This is a genomic window from Arcicella aurantiaca (assembly GCF_003148625.1).
Lineage (GTDB): Bacteria > Bacteroidota > Bacteroidia > Cytophagales > Spirosomataceae > Arcicella > Arcicella aurantiaca.
In genome coordinates, this window is the sequence record NZ_QGGO01000024.1 from 1 (window position 1) to 18,403 (window position 18,403).

Annotated in this window: 13 protein-coding genes and 1 rRNA gene; 10 read left to right on the plus strand and 4 right to left on the minus strand. The window is 34.5% G+C overall.

All coding sequences use genetic code 11. From position 1 onward, the window contains the following. Nucleotides 1–131 precede the first annotated feature (131 nt). The 3 genes from rrf (at nucleotide 132) to LV89_RS18285 (ending at nucleotide 2,894) form a co-directional block, all read left to right on the plus strand. Nucleotides 132–243 (plus strand): 5S ribosomal RNA (gene rrf / locus LV89_RS18275). A 589-nt stretch (nucleotides 244–832) separates the two neighbouring features. Then, nucleotides 833–1,417 (plus strand): hypothetical protein, encoded by a 585-nt coding sequence (locus tag LV89_RS18280; RefSeq protein ID WP_109744367.1) that lies wholly within the window; start codon nucleotides 833–835, stop codon nucleotides 1,415–1,417. Between the two features lie 337 nt (nucleotides 1,418–1,754). Next, the gene (locus LV89_RS18285) at nucleotides 1,755–2,894 is read left to right on the plus strand and encodes a 2-isopropylmalate synthase (RefSeq protein ID WP_109744368.1); all 1,140 of its coding nucleotides are present in this window, start codon (nucleotides 1,755–1,757) and stop codon (nucleotides 2,892–2,894) included. Between the two features lie 163 nt (nucleotides 2,895–3,057). Here the strand turns inward: LV89_RS18285 and LV89_RS18290 are convergent, their stop codons facing one another. The 3 genes from LV89_RS18290 to LV89_RS18300 form a co-directional block, all read right to left on the minus strand. Continuing rightward, nucleotides 3,058–4,440, minus strand: coding sequence for an efflux RND transporter periplasmic adaptor subunit (locus LV89_RS18290; RefSeq protein ID WP_109744369.1), 1,383 nt, complete (start codon nucleotides 4,438–4,440; stop codon nucleotides 3,058–3,060). Nucleotides 4,441–4,568: 128 nt separating this feature from the next. Continuing rightward, complete coding sequence (locus tag LV89_RS18295; protein ID WP_158279623.1) at nucleotides 4,569–6,029, minus strand: TolC family protein; 1,461 nt, start codon at nucleotides 6,027–6,029, stop codon at nucleotides 4,569–4,571. Between the two features lie 299 nt (nucleotides 6,030–6,328). Beyond that, nucleotides 6,329–7,042, minus strand: a complete 714-nt coding sequence (locus LV89_RS18300) for a M15 family metallopeptidase (protein WP_109744371.1) — start codon at nucleotides 7,040–7,042, stop codon at nucleotides 6,329–6,331. A 77-nt stretch (nucleotides 7,043–7,119) separates the two neighbouring features. Here LV89_RS18300 and LV89_RS18305 point away from each other — a divergent pair, with 77 nt between their 5' ends. From LV89_RS18305 to LV89_RS18330, 6 genes are all read left to right on the plus strand, one after another. After that, on the plus strand, nucleotides 7,120–8,424 hold the full coding sequence (locus LV89_RS18305) for a spore maturation protein (protein ID WP_109744372.1): 1,305 nt from the start codon (nucleotides 7,120–7,122) through the stop codon (nucleotides 8,422–8,424). Nucleotides 8,425–8,491: 67 nt separating this feature from the next. Further along, on the plus strand, nucleotides 8,492–10,123 hold the full coding sequence (locus LV89_RS18310) for an alginate lyase family protein (RefSeq protein WP_109744373.1): 1,632 nt from the start codon (nucleotides 8,492–8,494) through the stop codon (nucleotides 10,121–10,123). Further along, the gene (locus LV89_RS18315) at nucleotides 10,086–11,285 is read left to right on the plus strand and encodes a glycosyltransferase family 4 protein (protein ID WP_109744374.1); all 1,200 of its coding nucleotides are present in this window, start codon (nucleotides 10,086–10,088) and stop codon (nucleotides 11,283–11,285) included. The genes LV89_RS18310 and LV89_RS18315 overlap by 38 nt, the downstream gene beginning before the upstream one ends. A gap of 108 nt (nucleotides 11,286–11,393) precedes the next feature. Further along, nucleotides 11,394–13,763, plus strand: a complete 2,370-nt coding sequence (locus LV89_RS18320; RefSeq protein WP_109744375.1) for a M1 family metallopeptidase — start codon at nucleotides 11,394–11,396, stop codon at nucleotides 13,761–13,763. Between the two features lie 185 nt (nucleotides 13,764–13,948). After that, nucleotides 13,949–14,503 (plus strand): class I SAM-dependent methyltransferase, encoded by a 555-nt coding sequence (locus LV89_RS18325; protein WP_109744376.1) that lies wholly within the window; start codon nucleotides 13,949–13,951, stop codon nucleotides 14,501–14,503. A 427-nt stretch (nucleotides 14,504–14,930) separates the two neighbouring features. Then, nucleotides 14,931–15,725, plus strand: coding sequence for a M57 family metalloprotease (locus tag LV89_RS18330; protein ID WP_109744377.1), 795 nt, complete (start codon nucleotides 14,931–14,933; stop codon nucleotides 15,723–15,725). Between the two features lie 121 nt (nucleotides 15,726–15,846). Here the strand turns inward: LV89_RS18330 and LV89_RS18335 are convergent, their stop codons facing one another. Beyond that, nucleotides 15,847–16,854: a Gfo/Idh/MocA family protein gene (locus LV89_RS18335; protein ID WP_158279624.1), complete on the minus strand. Its 1,008-nt coding sequence runs from the start codon at nucleotides 16,852–16,854 to the stop codon at nucleotides 15,847–15,849. 230 nt (nucleotides 16,855–17,084) lie between these two features. Here LV89_RS18335 and tviB point away from each other — a divergent pair, with 230 nt between their 5' ends. Then, nucleotides 17,085–18,350, plus strand: a complete 1,266-nt coding sequence (tviB, locus tag LV89_RS18340) for a Vi polysaccharide biosynthesis UDP-N-acetylglucosamine C-6 dehydrogenase TviB (protein WP_109744379.1) — start codon at nucleotides 17,085–17,087, stop codon at nucleotides 18,348–18,350. Nucleotides 18,351–18,403 lie beyond the last annotated feature (53 nt).

Sequence of the window (18,403 nt, forward strand, 5' to 3'; positions counted from 1 at the left end):
CGAGCAATACTAATTACCCAATAGCTTATTAAATTATACTGTCTGATAGTCAAGTATAGCTCTTGCTCTTCAAAATCTTTCACAATATTACATGAACATCCATAAGATATAGAGCTTAAGCTCAAAGAACTTATGGGGTTGATAGGAGTAGTGTTCACCTCTTCCCATCTCGAACAGAGAAGTTAAGCCTACTGCCGTTGATGATACTGCAATCACATGCGGGAAAGTAAATAAACCCCAAATACTATTAGAATCCCCTTTACTGAAATGTATAAGGGGATTTTTGCGTTTAATGACTAATTGGATTATTAATAATATGTTCTTTGATTTTATAGTTGACGAATTTTCTATGCCAGTAGATGATTGGAAAACTTGTCTCAGACACTGAGTGTTAATATTTATTATATTTGGTGAATTGTTTAAACATGTGTTGTTGGTCGGGAAAAAGTAAAAAAAGGAAGGAATATTTGTTCAGAAAATTGCTGTCGCACGATGACTGGTCAGGAGACTCAGCCACGGACAAAGAGGGGCTACCGACCAAGGAAATGAGGTCTTTTCCAAAAGACTTACTTCCGATGGACTTAATTGTATAAATCTGTATCCCATAACACAAAAGTAATCAAAATAAAACGTCGTTTATTTATTAACGACTACTTATGTATCCTCGACTGTATTAATACAATCAACAATGATTGATACTATGGCTAATAATTTCTTTTCTTCGTCTCTATTATGTTGTATCATCAAAGCGGTAGTCCGAAGAAAAGCATTTGGAAATTACGTACTCATGTATTGAATTATTTGACGTATTCTTGCACATAATCACCGTTTCATGCTTCACACTAAACTTCACACTTACCTTCTGATAATCCTGATATTTTTCACGTTCAAAAATCAGGTTAAAGCCGAGCATATTTACGGAGGTAATCTGTATATGGTTCAAACGGACAAGGATGCAGGGAAGTTTAAAATTGCCCTGAATATGTTTGTTGATTTTATCATCATGCCATCCAGTGAAGATACTTACCTACAAAAAACACCAGTAACGATTCGGATATTTAGAAAAAGAGATAATGCACAGATAGCAGAAATAGCCTTACCCTTCGAGAAGTTTCAAGACTTAGTTTACGACAATGAAACCTGTGCAAAAATCCGAAATCTTAAAACCAGAGAGTATCAATATTCAAAAGAAGTAACACTAAATTTGGATAATTATACCGATGCAGGAGGATATTATATGTCTTGGGCAAAGTGTTGTAGAAACTCCGCCATTGATAATATTACAGACCCAGGTAAATCAGGTATGACATTATATTTGGAGTTCCCAGCTCTCAAACAAAATGGAGCTGCTATTCAGTACTCATCCCCCGTTTTCACACCTCCGATTTTGTTAACGTGTCAGACAATAAATTTTTAATTTTGGGTAACTTGGAGGGGCTTGATAATGTCAGTACCAAATAAAATGGAAGAAAAGTTCGTTATTTCTTCTATTCGAAAATATGAAACCTGTTTTAATGATAAAAATATTAAAAATATACAATTTTTGATAAATTAGTATAGAAAAATATTTTCTCTTGAAGTGTTTTGTTTTTAAGACTATAAATCTTTATTAATTCTATTGTTTAGATTTTAATTCTTAGTATTGTTATTTATTGGTGTTTTGTAGATTTTTATTCTTTTTAGAGGAGAAAAGAGATTTGTTTTTTTTATCGTATAGATGTATTTTTGACTTAGAAAAAAACAAAATAAGACACATGAGCCAGAAAATTCAAGTATTCGATACTACTTTACGTGATGGAGAGCAAGTTCCAGGATGTCAGTTAAACACAGAGGAAAAATTGCAGGTTGCAGAACAACTGGAGCAGTTAGGCGTTGATATTATTGAAGCAGGTTTTCCAATTTCATCTCCTGGAGATTTCCGTTCAGTAGAGGAAATTGCGAAGTTGGTTAAGAATGCGACAGTTTGTGGATTGACTCGTGCTAAAAAAGAAGATATTGATGCGGCTGCGGCGGCATTGAAACACGCTAAATATCCACGTATTCACACAGGTTTAGGTTCGTCGGATACACACATTAAATATAAATTCAATTCGACTCGTGAAGAGATGATTGAGCGTGGTATTTGGGCGGTTAAATATGCTAAATCGTTTGTGGAAGACGTTGAGTTTTTTGCGGAAGATGCAGGTCGTGCGGACTTGGTATTTTTGGCTCAATTGACGGAAGCTGTTATTAATGCAGGGGCTACGGTGGTGAATTTACCTGATACTACGGGTTATTTATTGCCACATCAAATGTTCCAACGTATCAATTATTTGTTTGAAAACGTGCCAAATATTCACAAGGCTACTATTTCGATGCACAATCATAATGATTTAGGCTTGGCTACGGCTAATACAATTGCAGGTATTCAGGCGGGAGCGAGACAGGTTGAGGTGACTATTAATGGTATTGGAGAGCGTGCAGGAAATACTTCTTTGGAGGAAGTTGCCATGATTTTAAATACGCACAAAGATTTAGGTTTCCATACAGGAATTAACGCACAACATTTATATCCATTTTCAACGTTTGTATCTGGATTGATGGGAATGCCTGTGCAAGCAAATAAAGCAATTGTAGGAGCAAATGCTTTTGCTCACTCGTCAGGAATTCATCAAGATGGTTTCTTGAAACATTCAGAAAACTATGAAATTATGAAGCCAGAAGATGTTGGTGTACCATCTTCGGCAATTGTTTTGACTTCTCGTTCAGGTCGTGCGGCACTTCGTCACCGTTTGCAATTGATTGGTTTTGATTTTGAAAAGCCAGAATTGGATAAACTTTATACTCGTTTTCTTTTAATGGCTGATGAACGTAAGCAATTGAATGATGAAGATTTGAAAGAGTTGGTGGGGTAGTTTTCAGAGAATAGATTTTTAAAGATTAGATTTCAAGGCTTCTTTGGTTTCAAAGAAGCCTTTTTAGTAGCTTACAAATACAAAAAAGCCGTCCCCAGATACTCTGAGACGGCTTTTTCATAAACCCTAAACCAAACTAATTTATTGTTTTTTAAAAGTATATTTACTTCTTTTTCTTTTCTTCTGCTTTTTTCTTCGTCACAATTTCACCCTCTTTTAATTTCTTAGAAACCGTAATATAAGGTCCTGAAATAATCGTTTCTCCATCAGCTAAACCAGATAAGATTTCGATGTTTTCAAAGTCGGAAATGCCCGTTTTTACTTCTCTCAACTTCGCTTTATTCGCTTTATCAACTACGAAAACAACTTCTTTAATTTTATCTTTCTTAATAACTTTTTCTGGCTCTTGATTATTGTCTTCTTCGCCTTCTTTTTTATCTCCACCATCTGTTTTTAAAGACGGGTCACGAGTGGTAACAGATGCGAGTGGAACTGATAATACACCATTTTTACGATCTGTAATGATTTCAACAGAGGCTGTCATTCCTGGTTTTAAAGGATAAGAACGTTTCCCTACAATTAAATCTGAATATGATTGACGTAAAACTCTGATTTTTACTTCAAATTCTGTAACTGCATCGGTTGAAACTGCTGCTGCTGAAGTGGTACTAAGCCCATTGGCAGAACTGGCAATTTCGTAAACAACTCCTTTAAATTTACGTCCAGATGCACTATAAGAATCAACGTCAATAATTACAGTATCGTTCATTGAAACACGTGTAATATCGTTTTCATTAACATTTACACGAACTTCCATTTTATTCAGATTGGCAATTCTCAATAACTCAGTTCCTGCCATTTGCGAAGTACCAACCACACGTTCTCCTAACTCTACGTTGAGTTTTGAAACTGTACCGCTTTGTGGTGCATAAATGGTTGTTTTTGTTAAGTTAGTGCGGGCTTCCTTCAAAGCTGCTTCCGAACTTTTAACATTAAAACTGGCAGATTGTACATTGGCTTTTGCAGATTCTAAATCTTGTTTTGCGACAAGATATTGAGAATTAAATTGGTCAAAATCTGCATCAGAAATCACTTTATCATCATGCAAACGCTTGTTTCTGTCGTAATCGATTTTTGCTTTTAACAAACGAGATTCTGACTGCGATTGAAGTGCTTTTGATTGCTCAACAGATGCTTTGGCAGAATTAACTTGTGCTTCAGCACGAGCCAAAAGTGATTCGTAGTTATCAGGTTTAATTTTTAAAAGTAATTGTCCTGCTTTTACAGAATCCCCTTCATTTACATAAAGACCTACGATTTCACCCGAAACGTCTGGCGAAAGTTTTACTTCAATTTCAGGCTGAATTTTTCCAGAAGCTGAAACTCTCTCGATGATGTCAGCTTTTTTTGCTTTGGTAAATTCTACTTCGGTAGCAGGTTCTTTACCGATAAGTCCTTGCTTTTTGGCGATAAATAAGCCACCGCCCAAAAGGACAATAACGCCACCGAGTATCCACCAGATTTTATTTGAAGATTTCTTTGCCATTTTTTTTTGTTATTAGTGATTAGAGATTGGTTATTAGTTTTCAATGTATAGTTATCAAGTTTAAATTGAGCTATTTGAGGTTATCAGTAACGATTTAAGATACTAATTACTAATTAACCAGTCACTAATCAAAAGGTAAGCGGTTTATTTTGATAATAATCTAAAATTTTGGTTCTGAAAATAAAGTCATATTTTGCTTGTACAAGATTGGCTTTGGCTTTGTCGAGGTTTGTTTTTTGTAAACTATAATTTACAAAATCAATTGCTCCTGCATTGAAACGGCTTTCTGCAGCTCTGAACGATTCTTCCAAAGCTGAAACCTGAATAGTTAAAGCATCAAATCTTTTTGCTGAATTATTGAGGTTTGTATAAGCTTGCTCAATATTTTGTCTCAAAGTCAAACGTGCTTGCTGAGCGTTCAGATTAGCATTTTCTTTCTGAATTTTTGCTCTTGAAACATTACTTCTATTGGCGAATTTACTGAAAATTGGAATATTGGCATTTACACCAAAACCATAATTAAAGGTATTTCCAAGTTGTTTAAAGTAGCCTGTTGTTCCATTATCTATGGGTACATTATTCGTTGTCGTTACAATTAATGGAATATCTTGTCCTTGAAACTTTACAACGCCTAAATTCTGGTCAGAAGTAACAGATTTAAATGTATAATCCTTTTGAGCATTAGATTGATTTGCTCCTAAATTAACATTACCTGTGATAATTGGTAAAAAGCCAGCTTTTGCAATTTCTATACCTTTATCAGCTCCTTGAATACGAACATCGGCTGCTTTAATAGTTGGCTGACTTTCTTGTGCAATCTCATAAATTTTGCTAATCGTTGCGTCGTATCCTGCAGTTGAAGGCGTTGGAACAGAAATTCTATCAACTTTTACATCAGCTATATTTTTGTCATTTAGTAATTGTAAAAGCGAAAGTTTGGCTAAATCTAAAGTGCTTTGGTTGTTGATAACTGTAGTTTCTTCAGTTGCTAATTGAGCTTTTAAATCAAATAAGTTTGACTGCGGTAAAGAACCCGCTTTTACCAATTTATCGGTTCTATCAATTTGTAATTTTGTGATTCCTGTTTGAGTTTGGGCAATGGCAAGTTGGTCTTCGGCATTCATGATATTCAAATAAGCCAAAACCACTTGCAATGAAATATTTTCTTTCATTGCAAGTAAATCAAATTGAGTTGCTTTCAATAACAAGTCATTCTGAGCAATGGTATTTTTCAACTGATAACCATTAAAAATCGTAACATTTCCACCTAAACTCAATTGGTTATAATTGATATTTCTGTCAACAAAAGTGTTAGTAAAAGGGTCTAAACTACGTCCAAAATTGAAGGATTCGTTGATATTTCCACTTGCATTGGGTAATTGATTGAACTTTGACTGTTGTAACTGTAAACTATTGAGTAAAACTTGGTTTTCGCTTTGTTTAACAGAAATATTATTTTTAAGAGCAATATTGACAGCGTCTTGTAAACTCAATCGTGTTTCATTACCGCTTGCTTGTACAGCATTTTGAGCTTTCGTTTGGAAAGTTAAACAGGTAATTGTGAGGGCGAATAATAGGAAACGATTCATGTTGTTTTTCATTTGATGGTTCAATGTTACGAATGATAATTTTTGATTTAAAAAAGTTTAGGATAAACGGCTATCTCTTATGGATAAATGGAAATATGAAGATATTTCAGCATTTGAAGCGAATCTTGAGCCATTTACGATATTTTCTAACTATTATAAATGTTTCAAATAATGAACCAGAAGTGTTAAGTTGTTGATTTTTATGGTTTTATGTTGTTTTTTGTAAAAATAAAAGTGTCCGTTTCCGAACACTTTATTTTTATAACCGAACAATTGATTTTAGACCTAAATCTGTCAAATTATTGTATGATTCGATAGTTGGCTTTGGCAGTATGGCGAGAAAAAGCATTGAAATGCCACCATTCGTAGTCGATAGGCATATAACCTGCGGCTTTCATAACTGACCTCAAAATCAAACGATTGTTAATTTGCTTTTCGTTTAATTTCTTCGTTTTCAAAAAATAAGCTTCTTTTTTAGGATAGGCTAACTCCCCGAAATAATCATATTTTGTTCCCATGTCCAAAGGCAATCCATCAGTTGTAGCAATGGTTAAATCAACCGCACTTCCATAACTATGAATTGAGCCTTCTGCCGATGGATTAGCCACGTATTTTGAACGCTCTCTTGGAGCATATTGTGGTAAAGAATTCCATAGCACTTTTTGGAAATGAACAGGTCGCCCGCCATCGTACACTAAAAGTCGATAATTAGGATATTTTTTTTGGAGTAATTCACAGGCTTTTGCCAACATTTCGGCAGGACGCTTCTGCATAAAACATTGAGTAATACACCCGTACACATCTTTTCCGACAAAATTATCTGTGGTGGAATATTTTAATTCTACTAAAATAGAAGGGTCAATTTCTTGAATATTTACCAATCCTTGCTCTCGCATTTTTTGTTCGTATTCACAAGCTTGCTTTGGTTTAGATGTTTTAGGTTTTACTTTTTGGTGAGAATGTACTGAAACTGAAAATAGTGAGAATATTAAAAACAATGATGTTTTTTTCATAACTTAGGTCATTTAGTAAGAAATAATGGCATAAATTTAGTCAGTAATTTAGAAATTTTGACTATCCCACTAAATCAATGGAAAACTTATCTCAAAAACTATTCAATTTTATTACGCTCAAAAAACAAAGTCCACTCTCTGCCATGTGGGTGCTATTTTTTGTGGCTGCTTTCATTACAGCCTTGATAAAATGGGCAAATCCTGATATTCCTCAAGAGCAAAAAAATGAACTTTTTAAAGTAATTGTAGATGGAATGTTTGATTCTGCGGAAATTGCCGTCATGAAAATTGCCTTGCCGTTGGCGGGTGTAATGACTTTTTTTATGGGATTGTTGACCGTTGGAGAAAAAGCAGGTGCCATTGGTTTTTTAGCAAGAATCGTAGGACCTTTTTTCAGTAAATTATTTCCAGAAGTTCCTGCAAATCACCCTGCGAGTGGACAAATGATTATGAATTTCTCCGCCAATATGTTGGGATTAGACAATGCTGCAACGCCTTTTGGACTAAAAGCCATGCAGAGTTTACAAGATTTGAATCCTAATAAAGAAGTGGCTTCCAATGCCCAAATTATGTTTTTGGTGTTGCACTCGGCAGGCCCAGTTTTGATTCCTTTGAGTATCATGGCTCAGCGTTCTATTTACAAAGCCGAAGACCCTTCTGATATTTTTATTCCTTGTTTAATTGCGACTTATTTTGCTACGTTGACGGGATTAATATTCGTAGCAATCAAGCAAAAAATTAATCTTTTTGATAAAGTTGTTATGTCGTGGTTAGGTGGAATTACCGCTTTTGTGGGTTTTGTCCTTTGGTATTTTTCAAGTTTACCGCAAGAAGAAGTACAATCAACCTCTAAAATTGTGAGTAATATTATCCTTTACGGCTTTGTATTGGCTTTTATTTTAGGAGCAGTTTGGAAGAAAGTTGACATTTTTGATGCCTTTATTGAAGGTGCAAAAGGTGGTTTTGAAACTTCTGTTAAAATTATTCCCTATTTAGTAGCAATGTTGGTTGCAATCAGTTGTTTACGCAATGCAGGAACATTGGATTTGATTGTAGGAGTGATAAAAGATGGCGTTGCCCTTTTGGGAATTGATACTGCCTTTACGGATGCTTTACCAACGGCTTTGATGCATCCATTGAGTGGGGGTGGTTCACGAGCGATGATGATTAGTACCATGCAGACTTCGGGTCCAGACTCATTTGCAGGCAGATTATCGTGCGTTTTTCAAGGTTCTTCTGATACCATTTTTTATGTATTGGCTTTATATTTTGGTTCAGTGGGTATAAAACAAACTCGTTATACGCTTTGGGCAGGACTTACGGCTGATTTGGTGAGTATCATTACAGCTATTTGGGTGAGTTATATTTTCTTTCCGCATTGACAAACGTAGCACATACTTTAGTCTGTTTTGAAAACTTACAGACTAAAGTTTGTGTTACGAAAATCTTATGAAAACAATTCACCTATATTTCTTCACGATAATCCACCTTCGCCCAATTCAGATTTATTACCAAGTTTTCAACAAAATCAGGTTAATATTTCGGAAGATAATTGGTCATAAATATCCTCAATTTATTCATGCTCAAAGTTTTTCAATTTCCTTACAACCTTCTATTTCAAGCAATAAAAGTTATTTCCCGAATGAAAATCGTTTTTGTTTCTTAAACCAAGAACAAGTTTTCCCAAAACAACAAATCAACTGGAATGACGAACAAATCTTCGGTAAACTATGGGCGTATAACCTCAATTATTTTGATTTTTTGAGTCAAAAAGACCTTTCTCAAGCCAAAGGGATTGCCCTCATACGTGCCTATATATATGCCTATCCAACGCTTAAAACAGGTTTAGAATCTTATCCAATATCATTGAGAAATATAAATTGGATAAAATTTTTGAGTAAATATCAAATTCAAGATACTGAAATAGACGCTTTTTTAATGGCTAAATATGTCCGATTATCTGATAATTTGGAATATCATTTAATGGGAAATCATTTATTAGAAAATGGTTTTTCGTTGTTGTTTGGCGGTGTTTATTTCAGAAAAGAAGCTTTTTTGAAATTGGCAAAGAATATTCTGAAAACGGAATTGTCGGAACAGATTTTAGCAGATGGTTGTCATTTTGAAAGGTCAGTAATGTATCATCAAATTATCCTTTTTCGATTGTTGGATTGCTTGAATTTGCTCCAAAATAATCGAGCATTAAATCTTGTTGAACTTGAAAATGAGATAGCTTTTTATGCTCAAAAAATGTTAGGATTTTTACAAACACTTACCTTTCAAAATGGTGAAATTCCTTTAATGGGCGATGCCGCAAAAAATATTACTCCTACTACTTTTCAATTGTTAGAATATGCTCAACTACTGAATATTGAAGCTCAAAAAATTGATTTCTCTGCAAGTGACTATCGTAAATTTGAAGAAGAAAATGTGGAGTTATTGCTTAATGTTGGCAGGGCTTCACCAGATTATTTACCTGCCCATTCGCATTGCGATATTTTCAATTTTATCCTTTATGTGGACGAAAAACCTTTTATTGTAGATACTGGAACTTCAACTTACCAAAACAATGAAAGAAGACATTTTGAACGTTCAACGGTGGCTCATAATACAGTCCAAATTGGTGATTTTGAGCAATCTGAAATTTGGAGTAGTTTTAGAATTGGAAGAAGAGCAAAAGTGAAAATTTTAACCGATTCACAAAAAGAAATATTGGCATTGCACGATGGATTTCAGAAAATTGGTATTGCTCATCAACGTAGTTTTAAGATTGAAAATCGCCAAATTATTATTGTTGATAAGGTTTTGGGCGGAACGAATTACCCCGTAAAAGCCTATCTGCATTTTCATCCCGATGTTGGAATTAAGGTTTTTGAAAATACTATTTCGACCAATTTAGGAACAATTTATTTTGAAAATATTTCCAGAATTGAACAAAATACCTACTTCTACGCTGAGCAATTTAATAAAACGATTCCTGCTAAAATGCTGACAATATATTTTACAAACTCTTTAAAAACGATAATTGATTCTACCAAAAAACATGAAAATACTAATTCTAACCTTCTATTTTCAGCCTGATTTCTGTGCTGGCTCTTTTAGAACGACTGCTTTGGTCAATGCTTTGCAAAGCAAAATGAGTAAAAATGACACTTTGGAAGTAATTACAACGATGCCAAATCGCTATAAAAGCAGGCGAGAAAAGGCAGAAACGTATGAAGAAATTGGAAATTTGACGATTCATCGAATCCCAATGCCTGACCATAATAATGGTTTTTTTGACCAAATATTGGCGTTTTGGGAATATTGGAAAGGTGTATTTCAGCTTACTAAAAATCAGCATTATGACCTCATTTACGCTACTTCATCACGATTATTTACGGGTTTTTTAGGGGCAAAAATGGCTAAAAACAAGCAAGTTCCATTGTATTTAGACATTCGAGATATTTTGAGTGATACCATCAAAGATGTTGTTAAGAATAAATGGATTCGCTTCTTTTTATTGCCAATTATCAAGCGTATTGAGAAATATACCATTCAATCTGCAACGCATCTCAATTTAGTTTCAGAAGGTTTTAGGGGAAGTTTTACTGAGTCTAACGGAAATGTAACCTTCTTTACCAATGGAATTGATGAAGATTTTTTAGGAGTTGATTTTGCAAAATCTTCACATAATACAATTCCAATAATTACGTATGCAGGAAATATTGGTGAAGGGCAAGGGTTAGAGAAAATTATTCCAGAAACAGCAAAAAGATTAGAAGGTAAATATATTTTCAATGTGATTGGAGATGGAGGAACGAAGCAAAAATTAGTGGATAAATTAACTGAATTGAAAGTAAATAATGTCAATTTATTTCCGCCTATGAAGCGTTCTGAATTGATGGAATATTATGCTAAAAGCGATTTTATATTTTTACACTTGAATGATTATCAGGCTTTTGAAAAAGTAATTCCTTCCAAAATTTTTGAATATGGGGCAACGCAAAAGCCAATTATTGCAGGTGTGAATGGCTACGCAAGGGAATTTTTGCAAACATATTTAGTGGATTCTCTTATTTTTCAGCCTTGTAATATTGAAGAATTTATTCACGTTGTGGAGAATTATGAGCCACAGAATATTTGTCGTGAGCAATTTATTCATCAATTCAACCGAACAAATATTATGACTAAAATGGCAGAAAGTATTTTATCATTATCAGTAATTAAGAAAGAGTCGTCATTAATTTATGACGAAAATTGAAAACCATTCATCAAGTTTTCATCAAGGATTTTGTAAATCTGTACAAAACTTTTTTGTTTTTTGACTAACTTCAAAGCTTTAACGCATTTTAAAATCATCAACTAAAAAATGAATCGCAAAATTCTCCTACTATCACTTTTAGTTTCGTCGATAAAAAGCATTACCGTTTTTGCTCAACAGCCAACGAATCAATTTAATGGCAATACTCGTTTCGAGCAAGTTGGTACTTTGTTGCCTACGCCGAACACTTATCGTACTGCTTCGGGAGCTCCGGGAAAAGATTATTGGCAAAACCGTGCTGATTATGACATCAAAGCTGAATTGGACGACCAAAATCAGTCAATGACGGCTTCGGAAGTAATTACGTACAAAAACTTTTCGCCCGATGAACTTCGTTATTTATGGTTACAATTAGACCAAAATAACTTCAAAAAAGGTGGAATTGCTCAGTTGACTTCTACTTCGTCGGTTAGTGGACAAGGTACATCGTTTGCCCGTTTAAATGCTTCAACGAATGTTTTAGCAGGGAAAGAATACGGCTACAAAATCATTTCAGTGAAAGACCGTGCAGGAAACCCATTGAAATTTACCATCAACGAAACCATGATGAGGGTTGATTTGCCAACGTCTTTAAAAACGGGTCAAAGTTTCTCATTTTCAGTTGATTGGAGTTTTAATATTACTGATGCAGTTGCTACAAGAGCAAGAAGTGGCTATGAATATTTCCCGAAAGATGGAAATTATTTGTACGAATTGGCTCAGTGGTTTCCACGTATGTGCGTGTATGACGACGTGAACGGTTGGCAACACAAACAGTTTTTAGGACAAGGTGAATTTACCGTTCCTTTCGGGGATTATAAAGTGTCAATCACTGCTCCAAACGATTTTGTAATTTTGGGTACTGGCGAATTACAAAATGCTGCTCAGGTGCTTTCTGCTTCACAATTGAAGCGTTTAGAAACTGCCAAAACTGCCACTCGTCCCGTAATGATTGTTACGCAAGAAGAGGCAACGGCAGCAGAAAAGCGGGATGCCGCCCAAGCAAAACCAAGTGGAAAGAAAACTTGGTCTTTTGCCGCTCAAAATGTGCGTGATTTTGCTTTTGCAGGGTCAAGAAAATTTCTTTGGGATGCCATGCAAGTAGATGTTGAAGGGAAAAAAGTATGGGCAATGTCGGCATTTCCGAAAGAAGCAAATCCACTTTGGGGACAATATTCAACGATGCTGGTTGCACATACGCTTCGTTCATATTCAAAACATACGATTGCTTATCCATATCCTGTGGCTCAGTCTGTTCATGGTCCAGTTGGTGGTATGGAATATCCAATGATTTCTTTCAACGGAGCAAGACCCGAAGCTGACGGAACGTATTCAGAAGGAACAAAAGATTTTTTGATTGGTGTAGTTATTCACGAAGTTGGGCATAATTTCTTCCCAATGATTGTTAATTCAGACGAAAGACAATGGTCGTGGATGGATGAAGGTTTAAATACTTTCTGTGAGGAACTCGCTGAAAAAGAATGGGATAGAGATTTTGAAACACGTGGAACTCCTCAAAGCATTGTTGGTTATATGCGTACTGATAAAACGCAACAAGTACCAATTATGTCGAGTTCTGACAATATTATGGCTTTTGGCCCAAATGCTTATTCAAAACCAGCGGCAGCTTTAACGGTACTTCGTGAAACCGTAATGGGACGTGAATTATTTGATGCAGCCTTCAAAGAATACGCTCGTCGTTGGGCTTTCAAACACCCAACTCCGCAAGACTTTTTCCGTACAATGGAAGATGCTTCGGGCGTTGATTTAGACTGGTTCTGGAAAGGTTGGTTCTACGGTGTTGAGCCTGTGGATTTATCAATTGAAAATGTAGAATGGTTTGGAATAGATAACCTTACGCCAGAAAAAAAGAACGAAAAAGCAAAAGCTGAAGCAGATGCCAAACGTCAGACCATCAGTAATATTCGTAACAAAAAGGATATTCAAAAAACGGTGGTAGAAGAAAACCCTGATATGAGAGATTTCTATAATTCTTACGACAAATTTGCTACTTCAGAAGCTGACAAAAAACGTTTTGACCAAGCTATGTCAGGTTTAGCAGAAGACGAAAAGAAATTGGTAGAATCAAATAAAAACTTCTATGTTGTGAATTTGAAAAACGTTGGAGGCTTACCAAGTCCAGTAATCATCAAAATGAATTACGAAGACGGAACAGACGAAGTAATCAGAATTCCTGCCGAAATTTGGCGTTTGAACGACAAAGAAATCAAGAAAGTAATTCCTACTGATAAAAAAGTAGTAAAATGGACACTTGACCCATTCTTCGAAACGGCAGATATTGATACTAAAACGAACAGTTTCCCACGTGAACCAGAAGAACCTACTCGTTTCCAAGTATTCAAACAAACTCGTCCAGCACAACCAAATCCAATGCAACAACAATCAAAACCAAATGCTGTGCAGGGTGCGAAGAATTAATTTTAAAAAATAATTCAGAATTCAAAATGGTGAATGTAGATTTCAGAAGTTTTCAAAACTTTAATCTATATTCACCATTTTTGTTTCAAAAACTTTAATAACTACCAATCATAAGTTTAGATTAGTCAACTTTTTAAAAGTTGACTAATCTTTGATATAATTTTGATTCTCTAAAATAAACCCAAATGCAAAAGTCTCTCCAAACCTTTCAATTTAAAGAAAATGAAACCATTGCTTCTGTTGGGGCAAGCAGTGGCGTTTGGGAAATTTGGTTTGCTTCTCAGGTTGATAATTTGACGTTTTATATTCAGGATATTGATGAACAAAACTGTAATCAAGAAGAAATAGATTATGGCGTTCAGTATTATGAGAAATTGTTGAAAAAAAAGATTAATGGAAAGTTTATTCCTATTATTGGAACTCAAAAAAAAACTAATTTGCCCCAAAATACTTTTGATAAAGTATTGATAATTAATTCCTTGCACGAGTTTTCTTCTCCTTCTTTAATTCTTCGAGATATTTTAAATATTCTTAAAAAAGACGGAATATTATTTATTGAAGAAGTAATCGGAATGTCCGTAGGCGAAATACACGAAGGTTGTGGCAAAAGACTTTTTACAAAAGAAGAACTATCAAAACTATTAACCCAGATTGGTTTTGAGGTAATAGAAACATTTTCTAAGAATAATAATAATAACGTTTTTGTTTTTAAATGTAGTTTGGGTAATATGATAAACTGATTAGAACGAGATACTTATCAATATGATTTCTATTAAGTAAGTACAGTGAGGATTTAAGAACGTTTTGCCGTTTCGATTATGATTTTCATAGGTTTGATAATGAAGCCATGATAATACTAAATCCTAATTCTTAAAATCCAGTTCCTATTTATTACATGGAAATTTTGCCGATTAATGCTTATTTTTTGCGTTTTCACTAAATGGTTTTTAAAAATAATTCTCAAAACATTTGTTTATCATATTGTAAACACATAACTTGCTTTAGTTGTTTTCAAACAACAATATCCGCAATCTTCCTTAAATAGTTTCCTTTAAAATTTTATTGTTAGCTTAAAGGCTCTTAGAAATATAATCTCTAAGGGGTGAAATCTCAATGCTTTTCAAAATGTAATATCGCAAACTTCATATTATTAAAACAACAACAATTATGAATCTAAGATTATTTACCGCTACCTTAATTACAGGTTCTATTTTTTTTGCTTCGTGTTCAGACATTAGTGAGTCGTCAGTTGCTCCTAAACAAGAAGCAATATCAAGTGTTGCCGCAGCTAAAATAAAAGCTTTGGGATTTAATCCAAATAATGCTCTGAAAGTAGCAGAAGGCTATTTAGTAGAAAAAGATGTACTTTTAACTGAAGAAGATTTAGCGAAAGGTGCTTTGATGTACGATAAGGCTGCTCCCAAAGAAGAGCAATACCGTACTACTCGTTTAGTAACAGGATTGCCAAGAGTGATTAAAGTAAAAGTGGCAACAACACTTCCAACTATTTTTGTTCAAGCAACAGATGAGATGATAGCACGTTACAATTCACAAGGATTATTATTGACATTTCAACGTATTACCAGTGGAACAGCGACTATCAATATTACCAAAGATGAGACTTTACCAAGTGGCGTTTTAGGTTCGGCAGGTTTTCCAACATCTTCGGGAAATCCTTATGGAACGGTTAAAATGAAGCCTTCAACATTTGGGGCAAGTCCAAGTTTAGGATTTGTGGCAACCGTCTTAACGCACGAAGTAGGTCACTGTATTGGTTTCCGCCATACAGATTATATGGCTCGTGTTTGCGGAGGTGGTAATGAAGGTACAGCAGGTGTTGGAGCAATTTTAATTCCCGGAACACCATCAACCATTGATAATGCTTCTTTTATGATTTCTTGTGCAGGCAGTGATGTTCCATTCTCAAATTATGATAAAATTGCATTAAACGCTCTTTATTAGCGATTTGATATTAAGTAAAAAGATAAATTTACTTACCATGATGGATTTTGCAAAACTATTACCTTTCTGTTTGTGATATTAAAAAGGCGACTATGAAATAAACCATAGTCGCCTTTTAGTTTTAAGAGATTTCTTGTGGATATACTACACCTATTTGGCTTCTGATTTCACAAAGCAATTCCATTAATTCCAAACTGAATTGAAGCGGTAATTTATCACTCTCAGTCATGCTTGCTTTTAAACATCTTTGTACTTCCTCGATTTCATACGAATAGCCATGACCTAATCTTTCTGTTTCAAAAAACTGAGGTTCTTGACCTTCAATTTGTAAAGTCAAACCTTTAGTTTCATGGAAACGACCATGCAAGAATATTTTTCCTTTTGTTCCGTAAATAGTACAAGTGGAATCAGTTTGTGCGGCAAAAGTTGAAAATAGAGAAGCCGTTGCACCACTTTCATAATTTAGTGTCATAGAAGTATTCATATCCACACCAGTAGGAGCAAGCGTAGCCAAAGCCTTTATTTCTTTTGGATTTCCTAATAATAATTTACTGATAAATAAAGGATAAATACCAATGTCATACAAAGAACCACCCGTTAACGACGGATTAAATAATCTCGCATTTTCATCATAAGTTGCTAAAAAGCCAAAATCTGCCGTGAGGTGAATAATATCGCCAATTTGTCCCGATTGTACGATGTCTAAAGTTTGTGCGATAGCAGGATGAAATCGTGTCCATATTGCTTCCATTAGAAACAAATTTTTATCACGAGCTTTCAAAATCATTTCTGAAACCATTCCCGTATTAATGGCAAAGGCTTTTTCACACAACACAGGTTTGCCTGCTTCCAGACAAAGAAGCGTATGTTCATAATGTTGAGCATGAGGTGATGCAATATAAATGACATCAACTTCAGGACAATCAACCAATTCTTGATAATTTCCGAATGTTTTTGTAGCATTATATCGTTCCCCGAAGGCTTTAGCTTTATTTATATCTCTCGAAGCAGCAGCATAAACAACCGCATCAGGCACATGAGCAACTAAATCATCAGCAAATTTTTCAGCAATATTTCCGCAAGCGAGTATTCCCCAACGGATAGGGTTGTGAGTAGTTTGTGTATTCAATGGATTAATTTTCTTAGATAGTTTTTTCCCGAATTTAGGAAAAAGTACAAGAATAACAATGATTTATTATGGGTAGAATTGTTCTCATAACTTGACAAATGAATAGAAATATCAATAATAAGACATGGTATTTGGATACATGCAATATAGAGAGTTATCTTTGACCTGAAATAAGACTACTCTATTAAAATTATTAAAATCTAAGTTTTATCTTATTACATGAAAATAGTATGTTCAATATTCCAAATACTAAAATAGCGATTATTGGCCTTGGCTACGTAGGCTTACCACTTGCAGTAGAATTTGGGAAACGATATTCTGTGATTGGATTTGATATTAGTGCGACTCGGATAGGAGAGTTGAAGGAGGGCTACGATAAAACACGTGAGAGGAATTCACAAGAAATTTTATTTGCCAAATACTTGCAATTTTCAAATCAAAGTTTGGATATTAGGGAATGTAATATATTTATTATCACTGTTCCAACGCCAATTGATAATTATAAAAAACCAGACTTAAAACCACTTTTATCTGCCAGTAAAACGGTTGGAGGTGTTCTCAAAAAAGGAGATATAGTTATTTATGAATCAACGGTCTATCCAGGATGTACAGAGGAAGATTGCGTTCCTGTTTTGGAAAAGGAAAGTGGGTTGAAATTTAATGAAGATTTCTTTTGTGGTTATTCACCAGAAAGGATTAATCCAGGAGATAAAGTAAATACGCTCACTAAAATTAAAAAAGTAACCTCTGGTTCAACTCCTGAAGTTGCAGATTTTGTAGATTCCTTATATGGTTCAATCATAGAAGCAGGAACCTATAAAGCAACATCCATGAAAGTAGCAGAAGCCAGTAAAGCTATTGAAAATGCCCAAAGAGATGTGAATATTTCATTTGTAAATGAATTAGCCTTAATCTTTGATAAAATGGGAATCGATACCTCAGAAGTTTTAGAAGCCGCAGGGTCAAAATGGAATTTCTTGAAATTTAATCCAGGACTTGTAGGCGGACATTGTATTGGTGTTGATCCATATTATTTACTTCATAAATCAGAAAGCCTTGGGTACTATCCACAAGTAATTCTTTCAGGAAGAAGAGTAAATGATAATATGGGGATTTTTGTAGCAAATAAATTAGTTAAATTGTTAATTAAAAAAGGGCATAAAGTAGAAGGAAGCAATGTACTAATATTAGGAGTTACATTTAAAGAAAACTGTCCCGATATTCGTAATTCACGAGTAGTTGATGTTTATAATGAATTGAGAGAGTTTGGCATAAATGTAGATGTTTATGATACTTGGGCTGATAAACATGAAGTTAAAGATGAGTATAATATTAATCTCCTGAATATTTTAGAGACTAAGTATGATGGGATATTATTAGCAGTTGCTCACAATGATTTTAAGACTCTCAACTTAGAAAACTTCAAAAATGATAATGCAGTAATATTTGATATAAAAGGCGTGTTAGATAAATCATTAGTTGATGCAAGACTTTAATGTTTTGCCGTTTAATAGATTTGTTTATTGTTTGCTCGTTATTAATTGTCTGA

Bases quoted from the DNA above. Each gene is read 5' to 3' on its own strand.
- LV89_RS18290 (WP_109744369.1), bottom strand. From the start codon at position 4,440: ATGGCAAAGAAATCTTCAAATAAAATCTGGTGGATACTCGGTGGCGTT.
- LV89_RS18295 (WP_158279623.1), bottom strand. From the start codon at position 6,029: ATGAATCGTTTCCTATTATTCGCCCTCACAATTACCTGTTTAACTTTC.
- LV89_RS18285 (WP_109744368.1), top strand. From the start codon at position 1,755: ATGAGCCAGAAAATTCAAGTATTCGATACTACTTTACGTGATGGAGAG.
- LV89_RS18325 (WP_109744376.1), top strand. From the start codon at position 13,949: ATGCAAAAGTCTCTCCAAACCTTTCAATTTAAAGAAAATGAAACCATT.
- tviB (WP_109744379.1), top strand. From the start codon at position 17,085: ATGTTCAATATTCCAAATACTAAAATAGCGATTATTGGCCTTGGCTAC.
- LV89_RS18305 (WP_109744372.1), top strand. From the start codon at position 7,120: ATGGAAAACTTATCTCAAAAACTATTCAATTTTATTACGCTCAAAAAA.
- LV89_RS18280 (WP_109744367.1), top strand. From the start codon at position 833: ATGCTTCACACTAAACTTCACACTTACCTTCTGATAATCCTGATATTT.
- LV89_RS18330 (WP_109744377.1), top strand. From the start codon at position 14,931: ATGAATCTAAGATTATTTACCGCTACCTTAATTACAGGTTCTATTTTT.
- LV89_RS18300 (WP_109744371.1), bottom strand. From the start codon at position 7,042: ATGAAAAAAACATCATTGTTTTTAATATTCTCACTATTTTCAGTTTCA.
- LV89_RS18315 (WP_109744374.1), top strand. From the start codon at position 10,086: ATGAAAATACTAATTCTAACCTTCTATTTTCAGCCTGATTTCTGTGCT.
- LV89_RS18310 (WP_109744373.1), top strand. From the start codon at position 8,492: ATGAAAACAATTCACCTATATTTCTTCACGATAATCCACCTTCGCCCA.
- LV89_RS18320 (WP_109744375.1), top strand. From the start codon at position 11,394: ATGAATCGCAAAATTCTCCTACTATCACTTTTAGTTTCGTCGATAAAA.